15 protein-coding genes are annotated in these 16,949 nt (G+C 71.1%); 8 read left to right on the top strand and 7 right to left on the bottom strand.

What is annotated here, in order from left to right; translation table 11 throughout:
- The 6 genes from AC0I8G_RS09880 to AC0I8G_RS09855 all read left to right on the top strand — a co-directional run bounded on the left by AC0I8G_RS09880 (position 1) and on the right by AC0I8G_RS09855 (position 5,767).
- Positions 1-927 (top strand): ABC transporter permease, encoded by a 927-nt coding sequence (locus AC0I8G_RS09880; protein WP_471729750.1) that lies wholly within the window; start codon positions 1-3, stop codon positions 925-927.
- Between the two features lie 62 nt (positions 928-989).
- Entirely contained in the window at positions 990-2,588 is a 1,599-nt protein-coding gene (locus AC0I8G_RS09875) for an ABC transporter substrate-binding protein (RefSeq protein ID WP_471729749.1), read from the top strand.
- Between the two features lie 88 nt (positions 2,589-2,676).
- Positions 2,677-3,336 carry a GntR family transcriptional regulator gene (locus AC0I8G_RS09870; protein WP_380258502.1) on the top strand — a complete coding sequence of 220 codons (660 nt, stop codon included), beginning with the start codon at positions 2,677-2,679 and terminating at the stop codon, positions 3,334-3,336.
- A 32-nt stretch (positions 3,337-3,368) separates the two neighbouring features.
- A complete protein-coding gene (locus tag AC0I8G_RS09865; RefSeq protein WP_471729748.1) occupies positions 3,369-4,157 on the top strand; it encodes an MOSC domain-containing protein in 789 nt (262 codons plus the stop codon).
- A complete protein-coding gene (locus tag AC0I8G_RS09860; protein ID WP_471729747.1) occupies positions 4,150-5,100 on the top strand; it encodes a PDR/VanB family oxidoreductase in 951 nt (316 codons plus the stop codon). Before AC0I8G_RS09865 ends, AC0I8G_RS09860 begins: the two co-directional genes overlap by 8 nt.
- 34 nt (positions 5,101-5,134) lie before the next feature.
- On the top strand, positions 5,135-5,767 hold the full coding sequence (locus AC0I8G_RS09855) for a superoxide dismutase (protein ID WP_471729746.1): 633 nt from the start codon (positions 5,135-5,137) through the stop codon (positions 5,765-5,767).
- 10 nt (positions 5,768-5,777) lie between these two features.
- On the opposite strand, the gene AC0I8G_RS09850 is transcribed toward AC0I8G_RS09855, so the two are convergent.
- Positions 5,778-6,239 carry a hypothetical protein gene (locus AC0I8G_RS09850; protein ID WP_471729745.1) on the bottom strand — a complete coding sequence of 154 codons (462 nt, stop codon included), beginning with the start codon at positions 6,237-6,239 and terminating at the stop codon, positions 5,778-5,780.
- A 61-nt stretch (positions 6,240-6,300) separates the two neighbouring features.
- Here AC0I8G_RS09850 and AC0I8G_RS09845 point away from each other — a divergent pair, with 61 nt between their 5' ends.
- Positions 6,301-7,131 carry an alpha/beta fold hydrolase gene (locus tag AC0I8G_RS09845; RefSeq protein WP_471729744.1) on the top strand — a complete coding sequence of 277 codons (831 nt, stop codon included), beginning with the start codon at positions 6,301-6,303 and terminating at the stop codon, positions 7,129-7,131.
- Here the strand turns inward: AC0I8G_RS09845 and AC0I8G_RS09840 are convergent.
- From AC0I8G_RS09840 to AC0I8G_RS09825, 4 genes are all read right to left on the bottom strand, one after another.
- Positions 7,119-7,910 (bottom strand): amino acid ABC transporter ATP-binding protein, encoded by a 792-nt coding sequence (locus AC0I8G_RS09840; protein WP_471729743.1) that lies wholly within the window; start codon positions 7,908-7,910, stop codon positions 7,119-7,121. The two genes, AC0I8G_RS09845 and AC0I8G_RS09840, sit on opposite strands and share 13 nt — an antisense overlap.
- Positions 7,907-8,869: an amino acid ABC transporter permease gene (locus AC0I8G_RS09835; RefSeq protein WP_471729742.1), complete on the bottom strand. Its 963-nt coding sequence runs from the start codon at positions 8,867-8,869 to the stop codon at positions 7,907-7,909. The genes AC0I8G_RS09840 and AC0I8G_RS09835 overlap by 4 nt, the downstream gene beginning before the upstream one ends.
- Positions 8,866-9,798 carry an ABC transporter substrate-binding protein gene (locus AC0I8G_RS09830; protein WP_471729741.1) on the bottom strand — a complete coding sequence of 311 codons (933 nt, stop codon included), beginning with the start codon at positions 9,796-9,798 and terminating at the stop codon, positions 8,866-8,868. Before AC0I8G_RS09830 ends, AC0I8G_RS09835 begins: the two co-directional genes overlap by 4 nt.
- A gap of 101 nt (positions 9,799-9,899) precedes the next feature.
- Complete coding sequence (locus tag AC0I8G_RS09825; RefSeq protein WP_471729740.1) at positions 9,900-11,585, bottom strand: DUF7800 domain-containing protein; 1,686 nt, start codon at positions 11,583-11,585, stop codon at positions 9,900-9,902.
- Between the two features lie 106 nt (positions 11,586-11,691).
- Between AC0I8G_RS09825 and AC0I8G_RS09820 the strand changes: the two genes are divergently transcribed.
- Positions 11,692-12,333, top strand: a complete 642-nt coding sequence (locus AC0I8G_RS09820) for an AAA family ATPase (RefSeq protein WP_380259904.1) — start codon at positions 11,692-11,694, stop codon at positions 12,331-12,333.
- Between the two features lie 16 nt (positions 12,334-12,349).
- Here the strand turns inward: AC0I8G_RS09820 and AC0I8G_RS09815 are convergent, their stop codons facing one another.
- Both AC0I8G_RS09815 and AC0I8G_RS09810 read right to left on the bottom strand, forming a co-directional pair.
- Positions 12,350-12,952 carry a GDSL-type esterase/lipase family protein gene (locus tag AC0I8G_RS09815; RefSeq protein WP_471729739.1) on the bottom strand — a complete coding sequence of 201 codons (603 nt, stop codon included), beginning with the start codon at positions 12,950-12,952 and terminating at the stop codon, positions 12,350-12,352.
- A 125-nt stretch (positions 12,953-13,077) separates the two neighbouring features.
- Positions 13,078-16,893, bottom strand: coding sequence for a multifunctional oxoglutarate decarboxylase/oxoglutarate dehydrogenase thiamine pyrophosphate-binding subunit/dihydrolipoyllysine-residue succinyltransferase subunit (locus AC0I8G_RS09810; protein WP_471729738.1), 3,816 nt, complete (start codon positions 16,891-16,893; stop codon positions 13,078-13,080).
- Positions 16,894-16,949: the final 56 nt, after the last annotated feature.

The raw sequence follows: 16,949 nt of genomic DNA, 5'->3' as shown, positions 1-16,949 counted from the left end.
GTGCTGCGCTTCGTGGTCCGTCGGCTCGGTGCGCTGCTCGCCGTGCTCCTCGTCCTCAGCGCCGTCGTGTTCGCGCTGCAGCAGATCTCTCCCGGGGACCCGGCCCGGGCCGCGCTGGGGGCCAACGCCTCCCGCGCGGCCGTCGACGCCGAGCGCCACCGCCTCGGCCTCGACGACCCGTGGCCCGTGCAGTTCCTGCGGTTCCTCGGGCACGCCGTCCGGGGGGACTTCGGCACCTCCTACCGGACGCACCGCCCGGTGGCGACCGACCTCGCGTCGGCGTTCCCGGCGACGCTGGAACTGGTGCTGGCCTCCTTCGTCGTCGCCCTGCTGCTCGCGACCCTCTTCGCGGCCTCGGCCGCGTTGCGCTGGCGGTTCGCCGGCGTCTACCGCGGGGTGCTGCTGGTGGCCGCCACGGCTCCACCGTTCCTGCTGGCGCTGGCCGGGATCATCCTGTTCTACGCCCGGCTGGACTGGCTCCCGGGGTCCGGGCGCGGTGAGGGCGGTCCCGGGTCGGAACTCCAGCACCTCGTCCTGCCCGCCACCGTGCTGGCCATCGCCCCGGCGCTGGCGATCGGCCGGATCCTGCGGTCGGGGTTGGAGACCACCCTGGCCGCCGACCACGTCCGCACCGCCCGGTCCAAGGGACTGGGGGAGGCGAGCGTCCTCGCGCGGCACGTGGTCCGCAACTCCATCGGCCCGTCGGTGTCGATGGCGGGCCTGCAGCTGGGTTTCCTCTTCGCCGGGACCGTCGTCGTCGAGAAGGTCTTCAGCTGGCCCGGGATGGGGAACTACCTCGCCAACAGCATCCCGACCTCGGACTACCCCGCCATCGCCGCCGTGACCCTCGTCCTCGGCGCCGTCTACGTGGTCGTGAACATCCTCGCCGACGTCCTCCAGACGGCGGCGGACCCGCGTCTCGCCTGAGACCCGGGCCGTTCACCACCCCACCCCGTCCACTCCCTCCACCCCCCACCTGAGGAGAACCCATGAGGTTCAGCTCGTTCAGCCGGCGGACGCGCACGTTGCTGGCCACCGCCGCCGCCGTCCCGCTGATCGCCCTCTCCGCCTGTTCCGGCGGGGGCAGCGACGACCAGGGAGCCGCGAACGCCGCCCCCACCGACGGGACCCTGACCGTCGGTCTGCTCGGGGACATCGGCCAGCCGCCGGACCCGGACGTCTACTACGCCAACAACGGGCTCGCGATCGTCCTCAACACCTACGAGGGGCTGGTGCAGTACGCGAACGACAAGGACTCCGTCGAGATCGCGCCGCGGCTCGCCACGTCCTGGGACGTCAACGCGGACAACACCGTCTACACGTTCCACCTGCGTGACGGGGTGACCTTCCACGACGGGACCCCCTTCACCTCGGCCGCGGTGAAGGTCGCCTTCGACCGTCGCATCGCCGTCGAAGGCGGAGCGGCGTACATGGTCGAGGGCGTCCAGGACGTCGCGACCCCCGACGACCTCACCGCCGTCGTCACGCTCAAGGCGCCGAACTCCGCGTTCCTGGACTACCTCGCCTCGCCGTTCGGGCCGAAGATGGAGTCCCCGACCGCGTTGCAGAGCAACGCCGGGTCCGACGACGCGCAGACCTACCTGCAGACCCACGACGTCGGCACCGGGCCCTACACGATCTCCGACGCGCAGCCGGGGACGTCCTGGACGCTGAAGCAGTACGACGGGTACTGGGGCGACAAGTCGCCGTTCGCGACGGTGAAACTCCCCATCTACTCCGACGTCTCGGCCCTGCAGCTGGCCTTCGACCAGGGGGACGTCTCGGCCGTCGTCGCCGCGCTGCCGTCCTCCAGCCTGAAGAAGTACGAGAAGTCCACCGACTACGCCAGCTACATGCTCCCGACCCTGCAGTCCGCGCTCGTCACGCTCAACCCCTCGAAGGACTTCTTCAAGGACCGGGACGCGCGGCTGGCGTTCCTGCAGAGCATCGACCAGAAGTCCCTCGTCGACCAGGTCCTCGGCAGCCGGTCCGAGCCGGCGACCACTCTGTACGCCAAGGGCATGATCCCCGGGGGAGCGGACAAGCAGGAACTCGGCTACGACCCGAGCATCCTGACCGCCTACGCCAAGACCCTGCCGGCGGGAACGGCCATGACCATCGGTTTCGCGAGCGGGAACACCAACGCGGAGCAGATGGCGAACATCCAGGCCGCGAAGCTCCAGGCGCTGGGCGTCAAGGCGACCGCGGTGTCCTACCCGACGTCGCAGGTCTTCGGCTGGATCAACGACCCCACGCAGGGGCCCGACGCGTTCTTCGACGGCAACAACGGCCCCGACGGTGGTTCCCCGTACATGTGGGGTCACGTGTTCTGGGACGCCTCCGGCGGGATCAACTACTTCGGGTGCGAGGTCGCCGACGTCAACGCCCAGCTCGACCAGGCGGTCGCCACCGGCGACGACGCCCTCTACGTCAAGGCCGCGGAGGAGTACGCCAAGACGGGGTGCTACTACAACCTCTCCTACAACAAGGACTGGGTCCTCGCCCAGAAGTGGCTCACCGGGGTGGCCGCGTCGCACAACATCGGAGCCAACGAGCTGGACTTCAGCAAGCTCGGCCTCGAGAAGTAGATCGCCCTCGGACCACTAGGTTCGACGCGACGGCCCGGTCCACGGACCGGGCCGTCGCGTTCGAGACGACCCCGGAAGAACAAGGTTGATGACTGCCGCACCCAGTGAGCCGCCCTCGCTCTCCCGCCAGATCCACGCGCGGTTGCGCGAACTCATCATCCGCGGGGACTACCCCCAGGGCCACAAGCTCGTGGAACGCCGCATCGGCGAGGAACTGGGCGTGTCCCGGGTTCCGCTGCGCGAGGCCGTGCCGATGCTGGAGATGGAGGGTTTCGTCGTCACCTCCCCCCAGCGCGGGGCGGTGGTGACGACCTGGAGCACCCGGCTGGTCAACGACCTCTTCGACCTGCGGGAGGTGCTCGAGGTGGGTGCGGCCGGCCACGCCGCCCGGGCCGTCGCCGCGGGTGCGTCGACCGCGGCGCTGGAGGACGCCCTCGAGCACTCCCACCGCGTCGTCGAGGAGGGTGACCCGTACCGCATCGCCGAGGCGAGCACCCGCTTCCACGAGGTCGTCGTCGAGATGACGGGCAACGTGCTGATGCAGGCCTCCATGCGGTCGGTGTCGGGGCGGGTCCAGTGGCTCTTCCACCTGACCTCCGAGCTGGACGTCCACAACGCCTTCCAGGACCACGTCGAACTCGCGGCGGCGGTCACCAGAGGTGACGTCCGGATGTCCGAGGCCCTGGCCTTCGCCCACATCGAGCGGGACCGGGAACCGTCGCTGGCCGTCCTGCGCCACGAGCGCTGAGGGGCGCCCCGGACACTCGCTACCCTGGGGTCGTGGCAGCGCGCGTCGAGGGGCTCTTCGTCTACCCGGTCAAGGGCATGACGCCGCAGCCGCTCACCCACGTCGACCTGACCGCCGGGTGCGGGGTCCCCTTCGACCGCACGATCGCGTTGGCCCGGCCGGGCGGGGCCTACGAACCCGGGCTGGGGCACGGCATCTCCAAGCGGGAGTTCTTCGTGCTCGTCGCCGAGGCCCGCCTCGCCGGGCTGAGCACCCACCTGGAACCGACGTCGGGCGTCTACACCGTCGACGTCCGCGGCCACCGGGTCCTCACCGCCGACCTGGGCACCGACGATGGACTGGCGGAGCTGCGGAGCTTCTACGCCCGCGTCCTCGACCTGCCGCCGGGCACCGAACCCGTGGTCGCCCGCGAGCCGGGACGCCGGTTCACCGACACGGCGCACGGCTCCGACCGCGCGATGGAGTTCGTCTCCTTCGTCAACCTGGAATCGGTCCGCGACTTCGCCGCCCGCGTCGGGCACGACGTCGACCCGCTGCGGTTCCGCGGCAACGTCCACCTCGAGGGTCTGGCGGCGTGGAGCGAGTTCGACCTCGTCGGCCGGGAGTTCACCTTCGGCGACGTCCGGTTCCGCGGTACCCAGCGGACCGTCCGGTGCGCGGCGACCGAGGTCGAGCCCGGCACCGGGAAGCGGGACCTGCCCGTCCCGCAACTGCTCTCGACCACCTACGGCCACGAGTTCATGGGTTTCTACGCCGAGGTCCTCGACGGCGGGACCCTGCACGACGGGGCCGAACTCACCGTGGGAGCACTCGTTGGCTGACGTCCTGGACCTGCTCGTCGCCGAACGCACCGACCTCACCCGCGACGTCACCCGGTTCGTCCTGCGCGATCCGGCCGGGGGAGCGCTGCCCGGCTACCGCGGCGGCGCCCACGTCACCGTGACCACCCCCGCGGGCCCGCGCCGCAGCTACAGCCTCGTCGACGCCGGTTCCCGGGCTCCGCACGAGTACGCGATCTGCGTGCGTCGCGACGCGGGCGGCCGGGGTGGTTCCGTGAGCCTGCACGACGACGTCCGTGTCGGCGACGTCCTCGAGGTCACCTGGCCCGCCAACAACTTCGCCCTCAAACGGGCGAAGCGCTACCTGTTCATCGCCGGCGGCATCGGCATCACCCCGATCCGCGCGATGGTCGGTGAACTGCGGGCCCGCGGCGGCGCGGAGATCGAGGTCCTCTACCTCAGCCGCAGCGCGGAGGACACGGCGTTCCTCGACGAGTTCAGCGCCGACGGGTCGCTGCTGCACCACAGTTCCACCCACGGCCGCCTCGACCTGTGGCCGTACCTCGCCGACCCCCACGGCGGCGACGCCTCCGACACCCGCGTCTACTGCTGCGGGCCGACCGCGCTCATCGACGAGGTCCTCGCCCTGACGATGCACTGGCGCCCCAGCCGGATCCACGTCGAGGACTTCGCCGGCGTCGACGCCCTCGGGGGTCGTCGGGTCCCGTTCACCGCCGTCTGGGAACCCACCGGGGCCCGGGTCGAGGTTCCCGCCGACCGCTCGCTGCTGAGCGCCCTGCGCACCGCGGGTCTCGACGTCGACTCCTCCTGCGAGTCGGGCAGCTGCGGCACCTGCCGACTGGGTCTCGTGGCGGGGGAGGCCGACCACCGCGACCTCGTCCTGACCCAGGACGACCGTGCCCGCTTCGTCATGCCGTGCGTCTCCCGGGCGCTCACCGACGAGATCACCGTCGCCCCCGCTTGACCTCCAGCGCACTGGAGGAGGCAGGGTCGTCCGCATGGCGATCACGACTGGCTACACGCTTCCGGACCTTCCCTACGACTACTCCGCGCTCGAACCCCACATCTCCGGGGCGATCATGGAGCTGCACCACGACAAGCACCACGCCACCTACGTGGCCGGGGCCAACACCGCCCTGCAGAAGCTGGCCGAAGCCCGCTCCAGCGACGACTTCGCCACCGTGAACCTGCACGAGAAGAACCTCGCGTTCAACCTCGGCGGCCACGTCAACCACTCCGTCTTCTGGCCCAACCTCAGCCCCGACGGCGGCGACAAGCCGGTCGGTGAGCTCGCCGCGGCCATCGACGACAGCTTCGGCTCCTTCGAGGGCTTCCAGAAGCACTTCACCGCCACCGCGCTGGGCATCCAGGGCTCCGGCTGGTCGATCCTGGCCTGGGACTCCATCGGGCAGAAGCTGGTCAACGTCCAGCTCTACGACCAGCAGTCCAACATCGCCCTGGGTCTGGTGCCGGTGCTGGTGCTGGACATGTGGGAGCACGCCTTCTACCTGGACTACAAGAACGTGAAGCCGGACTACGTCAAGGCCTGGTGGAACGTCGCGAACTGGGCGGACGCGGCCTCGCGCTTCGAGCGTGCGCGCACCCAGACCGTGGGCCTCATCGTCCCCTGACCGCTGCGGTTCAGCGGGAGCGGCGCCAGGCCTCCAGGGCCTCGCGCTGCTCCTGCAGCGCCTGCCTGCCGCCGGCGGTGAGCGTCGTGCGCATCGACGCGTCGATCGTGACCAGGCCGCCCGAGCGGTCCAGCACGGTCAGGACCTGCCCGAGCCGGGCCGGGTTCCCCGTGGGGCGCCCGACGCGGACGCTCTCGACCTGCGCGCGTTCCAGCCGGCGGGTGGAGAGGACGTTGTGGACGGTCAGCGTGGACCCCGACGTCGTCGCCCGGGCCCGCACCGAGCGGAGCACGAGGGCCTCGCCGACGAGGAACATCACGACGATCACCGCGACCCCGCCGGGCTGCCCCCCGCGGACGGCCTGGACGGCGAACGTCGACAGCAGAGCGAGCCAGACGACGCCGAACAACCCCAGGTAGAGGCGCCAGCCGAGGGGCACGCGCAGGTGGACGGGGTGCGGGGAGGACGTCACGGGGGACATCTCAGCACGTCAGGCTAGGCTTCCCCGCCCTCGGAGTGGCACGCTCACTCGTGTGGACACGTTGACGACGGACCGCATCGCCGGCCTCGCCGTGCGCCGGACGGGAACCGGCGAACCAGTGCTCGCCCTGCACGGGTCGGGCGGCGGGTTGCACACCTTCGCCCCGCTCGCCCGGGCACTGCCCGACTTCGAGGTGTGGCGCTGCGCGCGGCGCGGGTACCCACCGAGTCCTGACGCGCGGGGCACCCGCACCTTCGTCCAGGAAGTGCACGACGTCCACGACCTGCTGGCCACGATCCGCGCGGTCACCGAGTCCGACGTCCACCTCGTCGGGGTCGGCTACGGCGCGAGCCTCGCCCTGCACACGGCCCTGGCGGAACCCGCGGGGATCCGCTCGCTGACGGTGATCGAGCCGCCGCTGCTGCTGGTCGGTCCGCACCTGCAGGGGGTCCTCACCCGCTACCGCGGCCTCGTCGCCGACCGCGACTTCCGCGCGGCCGCCGACCTGTTCGCCCGGGAGGTCACCCTGACCCCGGAACCCGTCCTGGCCGCGTTGTCGACGCTGGCCGACCCGGACCCGGTGGCCGCGGCCCGCGAGGCCGTGGGCTGGACCCACGACCTCGAGGCCCTGGCCGCCGACGAGGTCGACACCTCCCGCTGGTCGGTGCTGGCCGACCTCGACCTGCCGATCCTGCTGGCCCAGGGGGAGCGGAGCCGTCCCCCGCTGCCCGCCGGGATGGACGCGCTCGCGGCGGCCCTCCCGCACGCCCGTCGGGTCGTGTGGGAGGACCGGTCGTCCGTCACCGGTGGAGTCGCCGGTGCCCCGGAACTCGTCGCCGCGAGCCTGCGGGAGTTCTTCCGGGTCCTGCCTCAGTCGTCCTGATGGGCGCGCATCCGGGCCAGGAAGGTCCGGGTGCGTTCCTCCTTCGGGTTCCCGATGACCTCGGCCGGGGTGCCGCGTTCCACCACGACCCCGCCGTCCATGAAGACGACCTGGTCGGCGACGTCGCGGGCGAACGCGACCTCGTGGGTCACGACGACCATCGTGGTCCCGTCGGCGGCGAGTTCCCGCATGACCTGGAGGACCTCGCCGACGAGTTCCGGGTCCAGCGCCGAGGTCGGCTCGTCGAAGAGCATGAGCTTCGGCTGCATCGCCAGCGCCCGGGCGATGGCGACCCGCTGCTGCTGCCCCCCGGAGAGCTGCGAGGGGTAGTTCTGCGCCCGGTCGGCCAGGCCGACCCGTTCCAGCAGGACGTCGGCGCGTTCGTGGGCCTGCTTCCGGCTCAGACCCCGGACCCTGATGGGGGCCTCGACGACGTTCTCCAGCGCGGTCAGGTGCGGGAAGAGGTTGAACCGCTGGAACACCATGCCGATGTCGCGGCGCTGCGCGGCGATCCGCTTGTCGGTCAGCCGGTGCAGCCGGCCGTTGCGCTCCTCCAGGCCGACGAGGTCGCCGTCGACCCAGATCCGGCCACCGTCGATGCGTTCCAGGGAGTTGATGCAGCGCAGCAACGTCGTCTTGCCCGAACCCGACGGCCCGAGCAGGCAGACGACCTCACCGGAGTTCACCTCGAGGTCGATGCCCTTGAGGACCTCGACGTGGCCGAACGCCTTCGAGACGTTCAGCGCCTTGACGAGCGGGGTCACCAGGGGGGTGCTCACTTCGCACCCCCCGGGCCCAGCGAGACGCCCGCGGCGGCCGGGCGACGGCGGGGCTGGCCGCCGTAGCCGCGACCGAACCGGCGTTCCAGGAAGTACTGGCCGACCATGAGGATGGACGTCGCGATGAGGTAGTACAGGACGGCCGCCATGTTGCCCGCCATCACCTGGTAGGTCTGGTTCTTGATCTGGCCGACCCGGAAGAACAGTTCGGCCTGCACGGGGATCGCCGCGAGCAGAGAGGTGTCCTTGAGCATGGCGATGACCTCGTTGCCCGTGGGCGGCACGATGACGCGCATCGCCTGCGGCAGCACGATGCGCCGCATCGAGAGCCGCTTCGACATCCCCAGCGCCGCGGCCGCCTCGTGCTGGCCCTCGTCGACGCTGAGCAGCCCGGCGCGGGCGATCTCGGCCATGTAGGCGGCCTCGGACAACCCGAGGCCGACGATGCCGCCGAACACGCTGCCGAACAGGGCGAAGAGCGTCGTCTGGCTCACGGTCAGCAGCCGCAGGTCCGGGGTCCCGAACCAGTGCGTCAGCAGGAAGTCGAAGGGGAACCCGATCGAGAACCCCGTCGCGAACAGCGCGCCGATGCCGCCGGTGATCGAGAGCAGCACGTAGCGCGGGATGGCCCGGTAGAACCAGGTGAACGCCCACGCGACGCCGGAGAGGACCTTGTTGTCCGAGAGTCGCAGGACCGCGAGCAGCACCCCGCCGAGCACACCGATGACCATGGCGCACACGGTGGTGAACAACGTCCCGACCAGGAAACCCCGGATGACGATGTTCTGGTTCATCACCTGGAGGGTGAAGGGCCAGTCGAACGAGTCGTTGGTCGCCAGCAGGTGCACCAGCATGAGCGCCAGCACGGCGACGACGGCGATCGCGACCCAGCGCCAGGGGTGCCGGACCTCGACGGCGTCGATCCGTCCGGGGCGCTCCTCCGAGGAGTTCGTGCTCACGACACGGAGGGGTTGACCGGGAACTCCGTCACCGCACCCGAGGCGCCACCCCAGTTGTCCAGGGCGGCCTTGTAGCTGCCGTCGGCCGCGATCGCGGTGAGGGCCTTCGAGATCGCGTCGGCCTCGGAGGTCTGGTCCTTCGGGGTGACGATGCCGTAGGGCGCGGCGTCGTAGATGTCCCCGGCGAGTTCCAGCTTGTCGCCGGTCTGCTTGACGGCGTACGCCGAGATCGGGGAGTCGGCGAGCATCGCGGCCGCGCGACCCTGGACGACGGCGGTCGTCGCGTCCTCCTGGGAGTCGAAGGACAGGACGGTGATGGTCGGCTTGCCCGCGTCGGTGCAGGCCTTGATGCGGACCGGCAGGTCGTCGTCGGACTGGGTGGTGTTCGACTGCACCGCGACGGTCTTGCCGCAGGCGTTGGCGGGGTCGATGCCGTCCGGGTTGCCCTTGGCCACGACCCACTGGGTGCCGGCGTTGTAGTACTGGACCATGTTCACCTGGGCGAGGCGGTCGGCGTTGATGGTGAACGACGAGATCGCGATGTCGTAGCGGTTGCTGGTGACGCCCGTGATGAGGGAGTCGAAGCTCGCGTTGGAGTACTCCACCTTGACGCCCAGCTTGGCGGCCACGGCGTTGAGGACGTCGATGTCCATGCCCTTGACCGTGTCGCCGTCGAGGAACTCGTTCGGCGCGTACTCGGCGTTGGTGCCGACCCGCAGCGTCCCGGTGTCCTGCACCGACTGCGGCAGCATCGCCTTCAGCGCGGCGTCGGCGCTGCCGGTCGCGCTCACGGCCGCGGAGCTGGTGGTGGAGGAGGAGTCGCTGGGCGAGAGCGAGTCCGACCCGCAGCCGGTCGCGGTCAGACCGAGGACGGCCAGGGTGCCGAGGGCCCCCAGGAACGGGCGGCGGGCGGTGGGACGAACGGGCACGGGAAACCTCCGTTGGCGGGTGTCGAGCGGACACAGTGTGGACCACGTGGCCGGGGGATGAAGCACCGTGTCCGGTGCCGCGCCCGTTCGTAACGCACTTGTCACACGGCGCGCAACGACCGGGTGAGCGTCCGGCGCAGGCGCGGCAGGCCCTGGCTGCGCCCGGCGTGGTCCACTTCGACTCCCGCGGGGCCGTCGGGGTCGAGCACGACGGTCATCACACCGTTGTCGAACCACGGGCCGTGCTCGACGTCCCAGCGCACGTCGGGCTCGCGCACCCCGGCCAGCAGGGCCAGCCCGCGGATGAACCCGCGGACGGGCGCGCGGTCGAGGATCCGGTTCGCGACCTTCATCCCGCGTTCCAGCGGGTTGCGGAACGGCGACATCACCAGCTGGTGGATCGCGGTGCGTCCCGCGTCCACCCCGGGGACGTGGACCTGCGCGGTGTAGCTGCAGTGCACGTCGCCGGAGAGCAGCAGGACGCTCGCGGGGGGCTGCTCGCGCCGGCCCACCTCGCCCAGCAGCGTCACCAGCTCGACGAACGAGCGGTGGAAGGCGGCCCAGTGCTCGAGGTCGGCGGCCTGGCGCAGCTTCTCGCCCCACGCCGCGGCCCGGGCGCCCCAGCGGCCGTCGGCGACGGCCGCGTCGAACGTCTCGGCGTGGTGGATCCCGTGCAGCAGGAACGCGGGCAGCGTGGTGGCCAGCAGCAGGTGCTGCACCGGCTCCTCGCGGTCCACGCCGAGGGCCTGGGCGCGCACCCACTCCCACTCCTGGGCGTCGGTGATGTGGCGGTCGTCCGGGTCGAGGCGGCGCGCGCAGCGGGAGTCGATGGCCACCAGCCGGGTCGCGCCGAGGTCGCGCGAGAAGCTCCAGCGCGCGCTGGCGGGGTCCGCGTCGGCGGTCGCGGCGAACTCGTCGAGGACCGCGTCGCGTTCGGTGTCGTCCTCGATGTCGCGCAGCACCCGCCAGAGCCGGTCCTGCGCGAGGTCCTCCGGGGAGAGGTTGCCGAGGTGCTGGTAGATCCAGTAGCTCGCGAACGCGCCCTTGACCCGGTCCTCCCACCACGGCCGCTCGCTGACCTGGCGACGCCACACGTCGGAGGTGTTCCAGTCGTCGCGCAGGTCGTGGTCGTCGAGCAGCATGCAGGTCGGGACCGTCGAGAGCAGCCAGCGGACCGCCTCCGGGCCCCAGGTCTCGTGGTAGAGCCAGGTGTACTCCTCGAAGTCCCCGATCTCGTCGCGGACCTCGCGCGCCCCCTCGGGGCGGCCCTCGTTGCGCTCGCGCAGCCGGTCGACGATCCCGGGGTTGGGGTCGTCGGCGTAGACCTGGTCACCGACGAAGAGCAGCAGGTCCGGGCGCGGCGTCTCGGGCTGGTCGACCATCCGCCGGGCCAGCGCGGAGAGCGCGTCGACCCCGACGAGGGCCGTGGACTCCTCCCCGTCGTCCCCGGCGCGGCGGCACGACCCGAAGGCGAGGCGCAGTTCGTCCCCGGGCGCGGGGGTGCTGATCCACGACGCGGGCCACGAGGACCCCACGAGCGGCCAGACGCCCACGTCGTCGACGCTGACCGTGTAGGGCAGCGACTGGCCCGTCGGCAGCCCGTCGACCACGACGAGGGCGAAGTGGTGTCCGTGCAGGCTCAGCGTCCGGTCCCCGCCCCGCACGGTGGAGCCGTCGGGCAGGGTGACGTCGACGGTGACGGACCCGGGGGAGTCGACCTCCACCCAGACCGTGGCTCCCGTCGCATCGACGTGGCGCAGGATCGGTCCGAGCAGGAGTTGGGGCACCGGGCAATCTTGGACCATGCCGAGAGGTCCGCGACTCGTACGCCGTGTCCACCGTCGCCCGGATGCCGAGGTCGACGGCACTGCGTGGCCGGACTCGATACCCGCTGTGACGCAACTGCTCACCGAGGGCCTGGACCTGCCCGCCGGGGTGACGTTCCTCGTCGGGGAGAACGGGGCGGGGAAGTCGACGCTGGTCGAGGGGATCGCCGAGGCCCTCGAGGTCCACGCCGAGGGCGGGTTGCGCCGCCACGCCCCCGGTCGGGCGGAGGCCGCCGTGGACGCCTCGAGCCTCGGGTCCCGGCTGGAGGTCGTGCGCGGCGTCGCGAAGGCCCGGGAGGTGTTCTTCCTCCGCGCGGAGACGATGCACCGCTTCTACAGCTTCCTGCGCGACGCCGGGTCGCCGGCGCACTCGAACCTGCACGAGATGAGCCACGGGGAGTCGTTCCTCGACGTCGTCGGCGCCCCCTGGATGCGTCCGGTCGGGATGCTGCTGCTCGACGAACCCGAGTCGGCGTTGTCGTTCCGGAACTCCCTCGTCCTGGGCGCCTCGTTCGCGCAGATGGCGGCGGAGGGCAAGCAGGTGCTCTGCGCGACGCACTCACCGGTGCTGACGGCCCTGCCCGGCGCCCGCATCCTGCAGGTCGACGAGCAGGGCCTCACCCGCGTCGACTGGGAGGACCTGGCGATCGTGAAGGACTGGCGCTTCTTCCTCGATGCGCCGCAGCGCTACTGGCGCCGGGTCCTGTGAGTCGTCGCGTGAGCCGTCACGGCTGCGGGACGCCCAGCCAGTCGTACCACCCGCTGTGCAGCACCAGCCACGCCAGCAGCCCGTAACCGGCCTGGCCCGGGTGGATCCCGTCGGAGGCGGCGAGGTCGGCGTACCAGTCCTCGTGCTCGGCGAGCGGGGAGAAGGTGTCGACGTAGGAGATCCGGCGGCGCGCGCAGACGTCGGCGAAGGCGTCGGCGAGGTCACCGATGCGTTCGTTGCGCTCCGCCTCGGAGACCGGCGTCGGGCCGACGACGAGGGTCGGCAGACCGCGGGCCTCGCACTCGTCGAGGACGTTGGCCAGGTTGAGGCGGCTGCGGGCCAGCGTCGTCCCGGCGTCGAGGTCGGCGTGGCCGAGGCCGACGACGAGGCGGTGCTCGTCGCCGCCGACGAAGCGTCGCGAGGTCTCCTCGCGCCAGCGGTTGTTCAGGTCCGTCGTCGTCTCGCCCGGCACGCCGAGCGGGAAGAGGGTGATGTCGCGATCGTCGCGCGGGGTGCGGGCCGACACGCGGCCGACCCAGCCGAGGGCGCGGGGGTCGCCCACACCGGTGACGAACTCGTCGCCGACGAGGCACACCCGCACGTCGTAGCGGCCGTTCACTTCAGGTCCTCGCTCACGCGGGTGGTGCTCCTCATCAGGGGGTCGTGCCACGAATGACTGGCGGGGCAGGCCGAGGATAGTCGCTGCCGGGGACCCCGCTGCGCTCGCCGGGCACCACGCGGCGATCAGCGGTTGAACGCCTCTTCGACGATCTGGCGCTGCTCGGCTTGGTGGCGCTTGGCCGAACCGGCGGCCGGAGAGGCGGAGGCGGGACGCGAGACGAGGCGGAGCTTCGCGTTCAGCGACGGGAAGAGACCCATCGCGACGTGCCACCAACCGCCCTGGTTCGCCGGTTCCTCCTGCACCCAGACCGCTTCCGCGTTCGGGTACTGCCCGAGGACGCGGACGGCCTGGTCGACCGGGAGCGGCGCGAGCTGCTCGAGGCGGACGATCGCCGTCGTCGTGTCCTGGCGCGCGGTGCGCTCGGCGAGGAGGTCCCAGTAGACCTTCCCCGAGCACATCAGCACCCGGGTCACCGCGGCCGGGTCCAGTCCGCCCTGGTCGTCGATGACCTCCTGGAAGGTCCCCGAGGTGAAGTCCTCCACGGAGGACTGCGCGGCCTTCAGCCGGAGCATCGACTTCGGGGTGAAGACGACCAGCGGGCGGCGCGGGCGGGCGTAGGCCTGACGGCGCAGCAGGTGGAAGTGGCTCGCCGGGGTCGAGGGGACCGCGACGGTCATGTTGTCCTCGGCGCACATCTGCAGGAACCGCTCGATGCGACCCGAGGAGTGGTCCGGACCTTGGCCCTCGTAGCCGTGCGGCAGCAGCAGCACGACGGAGGAGTGCTGGCCCCACTTCTGCTGGCCCGCGACGATGAACTCGTCGATGACCGTCTGCGCGCCGTTGAAGAAGTCGCCGAACTGCGCCTCCCACAGGACGAGCGCGTCGGGACGTTCCACCGAGTAGCCGTACTCGAAGCCCATCGCGGCGTACTCGGACAGCAGCGAGTCGTAGATCCAGAACTTGCCCTGCTCCTGGCCCTCGCGGCCCAGGTAGAGCAGCGGGGTCCACTCGTCGCCCGTGACGCGGTCGGTGAGGACGGCGTGACGCGAGACGAACGTGCCGCGGCGGGAGTCCTGGCCGGCGAGGCGGACGGGGGTGCCCTCCATGAGCAACGACCCGAAGGCGAGCAGCTCGCCCCAGCCCCAGTCGATCCCGCCGTCGGTGGACATCTGCTCGCGCTTGTCGAGCAGCTGCCGCAGCTTGGGGTGGACGGTGAACCCCTCGGGCGGGTTCGACTGCACCTGACCGATGTGCTTGAGCACCGCCGCGTCCACCGCCGTCGGGTGGGTCCTGGCGGGGGTCCGCGCGTCGGCCTCCTGCGCGGCCGGCTTCTCCAGCCCGCCGCGGCTGTCGCCGTCGACGGGACCGGACTTGGACTCCTTGGTCTCGGCGAAGGCGCGCTCGAGCTGGGCGGAGTAGTCGCGCAGCGCCTCCTCGGCGTCCTCGACGGAGATGTCGCCGCGGCCGATGAGCTGCTCGGTGTAGCCCTTGCGGACGCTGCGCTTCTTCTCGATGAGGTTGTACATCAGCGGCTGCGTCATCGAGGGGTCGTCGCCCTCGTTGTGACCGCGGCGGCGGTAGCAGACCATGTCGATGACGACGTCCTTCTCGAACGTCTGACGGAACTCGAAGGCCAGCTGCGCCACCCGGACGCAGGCCTCCGGGTCGTCGCCGTTCACGTGGAAGATCGGCGCCTGGATCATCCGGCCGACGTCGGTGCAGTACACCGAGGACCGCGAGGACGCGGGGGCGGTGGTGAACCCGACCTGGTTGTTGATGACGACGTGGACGGAACCGCCGGTGCGGTAGCCGCGCAGCTGGGAGAGGTTCAGCGTCTCGGCGACGACCCCCTGACCGGCGAACGCCGCGTCACCGTGGATGAGGACCGGCAGGACGGGGAAGGTCTTGCCCGCCATGTTGATCCGGTCCTGCTTGGCGCGCGCGACGCCCTCGAGCACGGGGTCGACGGCTTCGAGGTGGGAGGGGTTCGCGGCGACGTAGACCTTCGTCTGCTCGCCGTCCTCGCCCGTGAAGGTGCCCTCGGTGCCCAGGTGGTACTTCACGTCCCCGGAACCCTGGACGGTGCGCGGGTCCTGCATGCCCTCGAACTCGCGGAACACCTGCGAGTAGCTCTTGCCGGCGATGTTGGTCAGCACGTTGAGGCGACCGCGGTGGGCCATCCCGAGGCAGACCTCGTCCATGCCGTTCGTCGCCGCGCGGGACAGCAGCGCGTCCAGCAGCGCGATGACGGACTCGCCGCCCTCGAGGGAGAACCGCTTCTGCCCCACGTACTTCGTCTGCAGGAACGTCTCGAACGCCTCGGCCGCGTTGAGGCGGCGCAGGATCCGCAGCTGCTCCGCCGCCGACGGCTTCGCGTAGGGACGCTCCACCCGGTCCTGGATCCACTTGCGCTGGTCCGGTTCCTGGATGTGCATGTACTCGATGCCGACGGTGCGGCAGTAGGAGTCGCGCAGCACCCCGAGGACGTCGCGCAGCTTCATGTGCGCCTTGCCGCCGAAACCCCCGGTGGGGAACTCGCGGTCGAGGTCCCACAGCGTCAGGCCGTGGGTCTCGATCTCGAGGTCGGGGTGGATCCGCTGCTCGTAGGACAGCGGGTCGGTGTCGGCCATGAGGTGACCGCGCACCCGGTAGGCGTGGATCAGTTCGACGAGACGGGCCGTCTTGTTGATCTGGTCGTCGTGGCTGATCGAGATGTCCGGCGTCCAGCGGATCGGCTGGTAGGGGATGTGCAGCGCCTGGAAGACGCGGTCGTAGAACCCGTCCTCGCCCAGCAGCTTCGCGTGCACGATCCGCAGGAACTCACCCGAGCCGGCGCCCTGGATGATGCGGTGGTCGTAGGTCGAGGTCAGCGTGATGACCTTGCTGACCGCGAGGCGGGTCAAGGTCTCCTCGCTGGCGCCCTGGTACTCCGCGGGGTACTCCATGGCCCCGACGCCGATGATCGCGCCCTGCCCCTTCACCAGGCGCGGGACGGAGTGGACCGTCCCGATCGTGCCCGGGTTGGTGAGGCTGATCGTCGTGCCGGCGAAGTCGTCCGCGGTGAGCTTGCCGCCGCGCGCGCGGCGCACGACGTCCTCGTAGGCGGTCCAGAACTCCGAGAAGTTCTTGCCGCCGGAGTCCTTCACCGCGGGCACCATCAGCTGCCGCGTGCCGTCGGGCTTGGGGAGGTCGATGGCGATCCCGAGGTTCACCTGGGCCGGCTGCAGCACAGCCGGTTTGCCCTTGGCGTCCGTGGTGTAGGCCGCGTTCATCGACGGCATCGTCGCCAGCGCCTCGACGACGGCGAACCCGATGAGGTGGGTGAAGGAGACCTTCCCGCCCCGGGCGCGCTTGAGGTGGTTGTTGATGACGATGCGGTTGTCGACCAGCAGCTTCGCCGGGATCGCGCGCACGCTCGTCGCGGTGGGGACCTCGAGGGAGTCCTCCATGTTGCTCACCACGCGCGCGGCGGGGCCGCGCAGCGGGGTCACCGTGTCGGTGCGGGGGGCTGCGGGTGCGCTGTCCGTGACGGACACGTCCTTGGTCACGACCTTCGGTTCGGTCTTCGTCGGCTGGGGGGCCGGCGCCACGACCGCCTTCTCGGGGGCCTTCTCAGCGGCTTTCGGCGCGGGCGCCGGCTCCGGGGCCTTCGCCGTGGCGGGGGACTGCGAGGTCGTCGCGGGAGCACTCACCGCGGGGGTCGTGCTCGTGGCGCCGTTCGCGTGCCCGTTGCTCGTGCCGTTCGCGCCGGCCGGAGCGGCCTGGGTGGTGCCTGCGGGGCTGTCCGCGGGGGAGTAGTCCGCGAAGAACTCCCACCACGCCTCGTCGACGGAGAACTTGTCGGCCAGGTACTGCTCGTACAGCTCGTCGACGAGCCACTCGTTCGGGCCGAACGTCGCTGCGATCTTGTCCTCGTGGTGCGAGGGCTGTGGAGGCACGGCGTTGTCGCCTTCTTCCTCAAGGTTGTCATCCGACTGCGGGCGCTGCTCCACCC

Source organism: Kineococcus sp. AC630 (assembly GCF_979255925.1).
This window is presented reverse-complemented; position numbering and strand designations above follow the sequence as displayed.

Excerpts from the sequence above, each read along its gene's own strand:
- AC0I8G_RS09875 (WP_471729749.1), top strand. The coding sequence starts at position 990 with ATGAGGTTCAGCTCGTTCAGCCGGCGGACGCGCACGTTGCTGGCCACC.
- AC0I8G_RS09870 (WP_380258502.1), top strand. The coding sequence starts at position 2,677 with ATGACTGCCGCACCCAGTGAGCCGCCCTCGCTCTCCCGCCAGATCCAC.
- AC0I8G_RS09855 (WP_471729746.1), top strand. The coding sequence starts at position 5,135 with ATGGCGATCACGACTGGCTACACGCTTCCGGACCTTCCCTACGACTAC.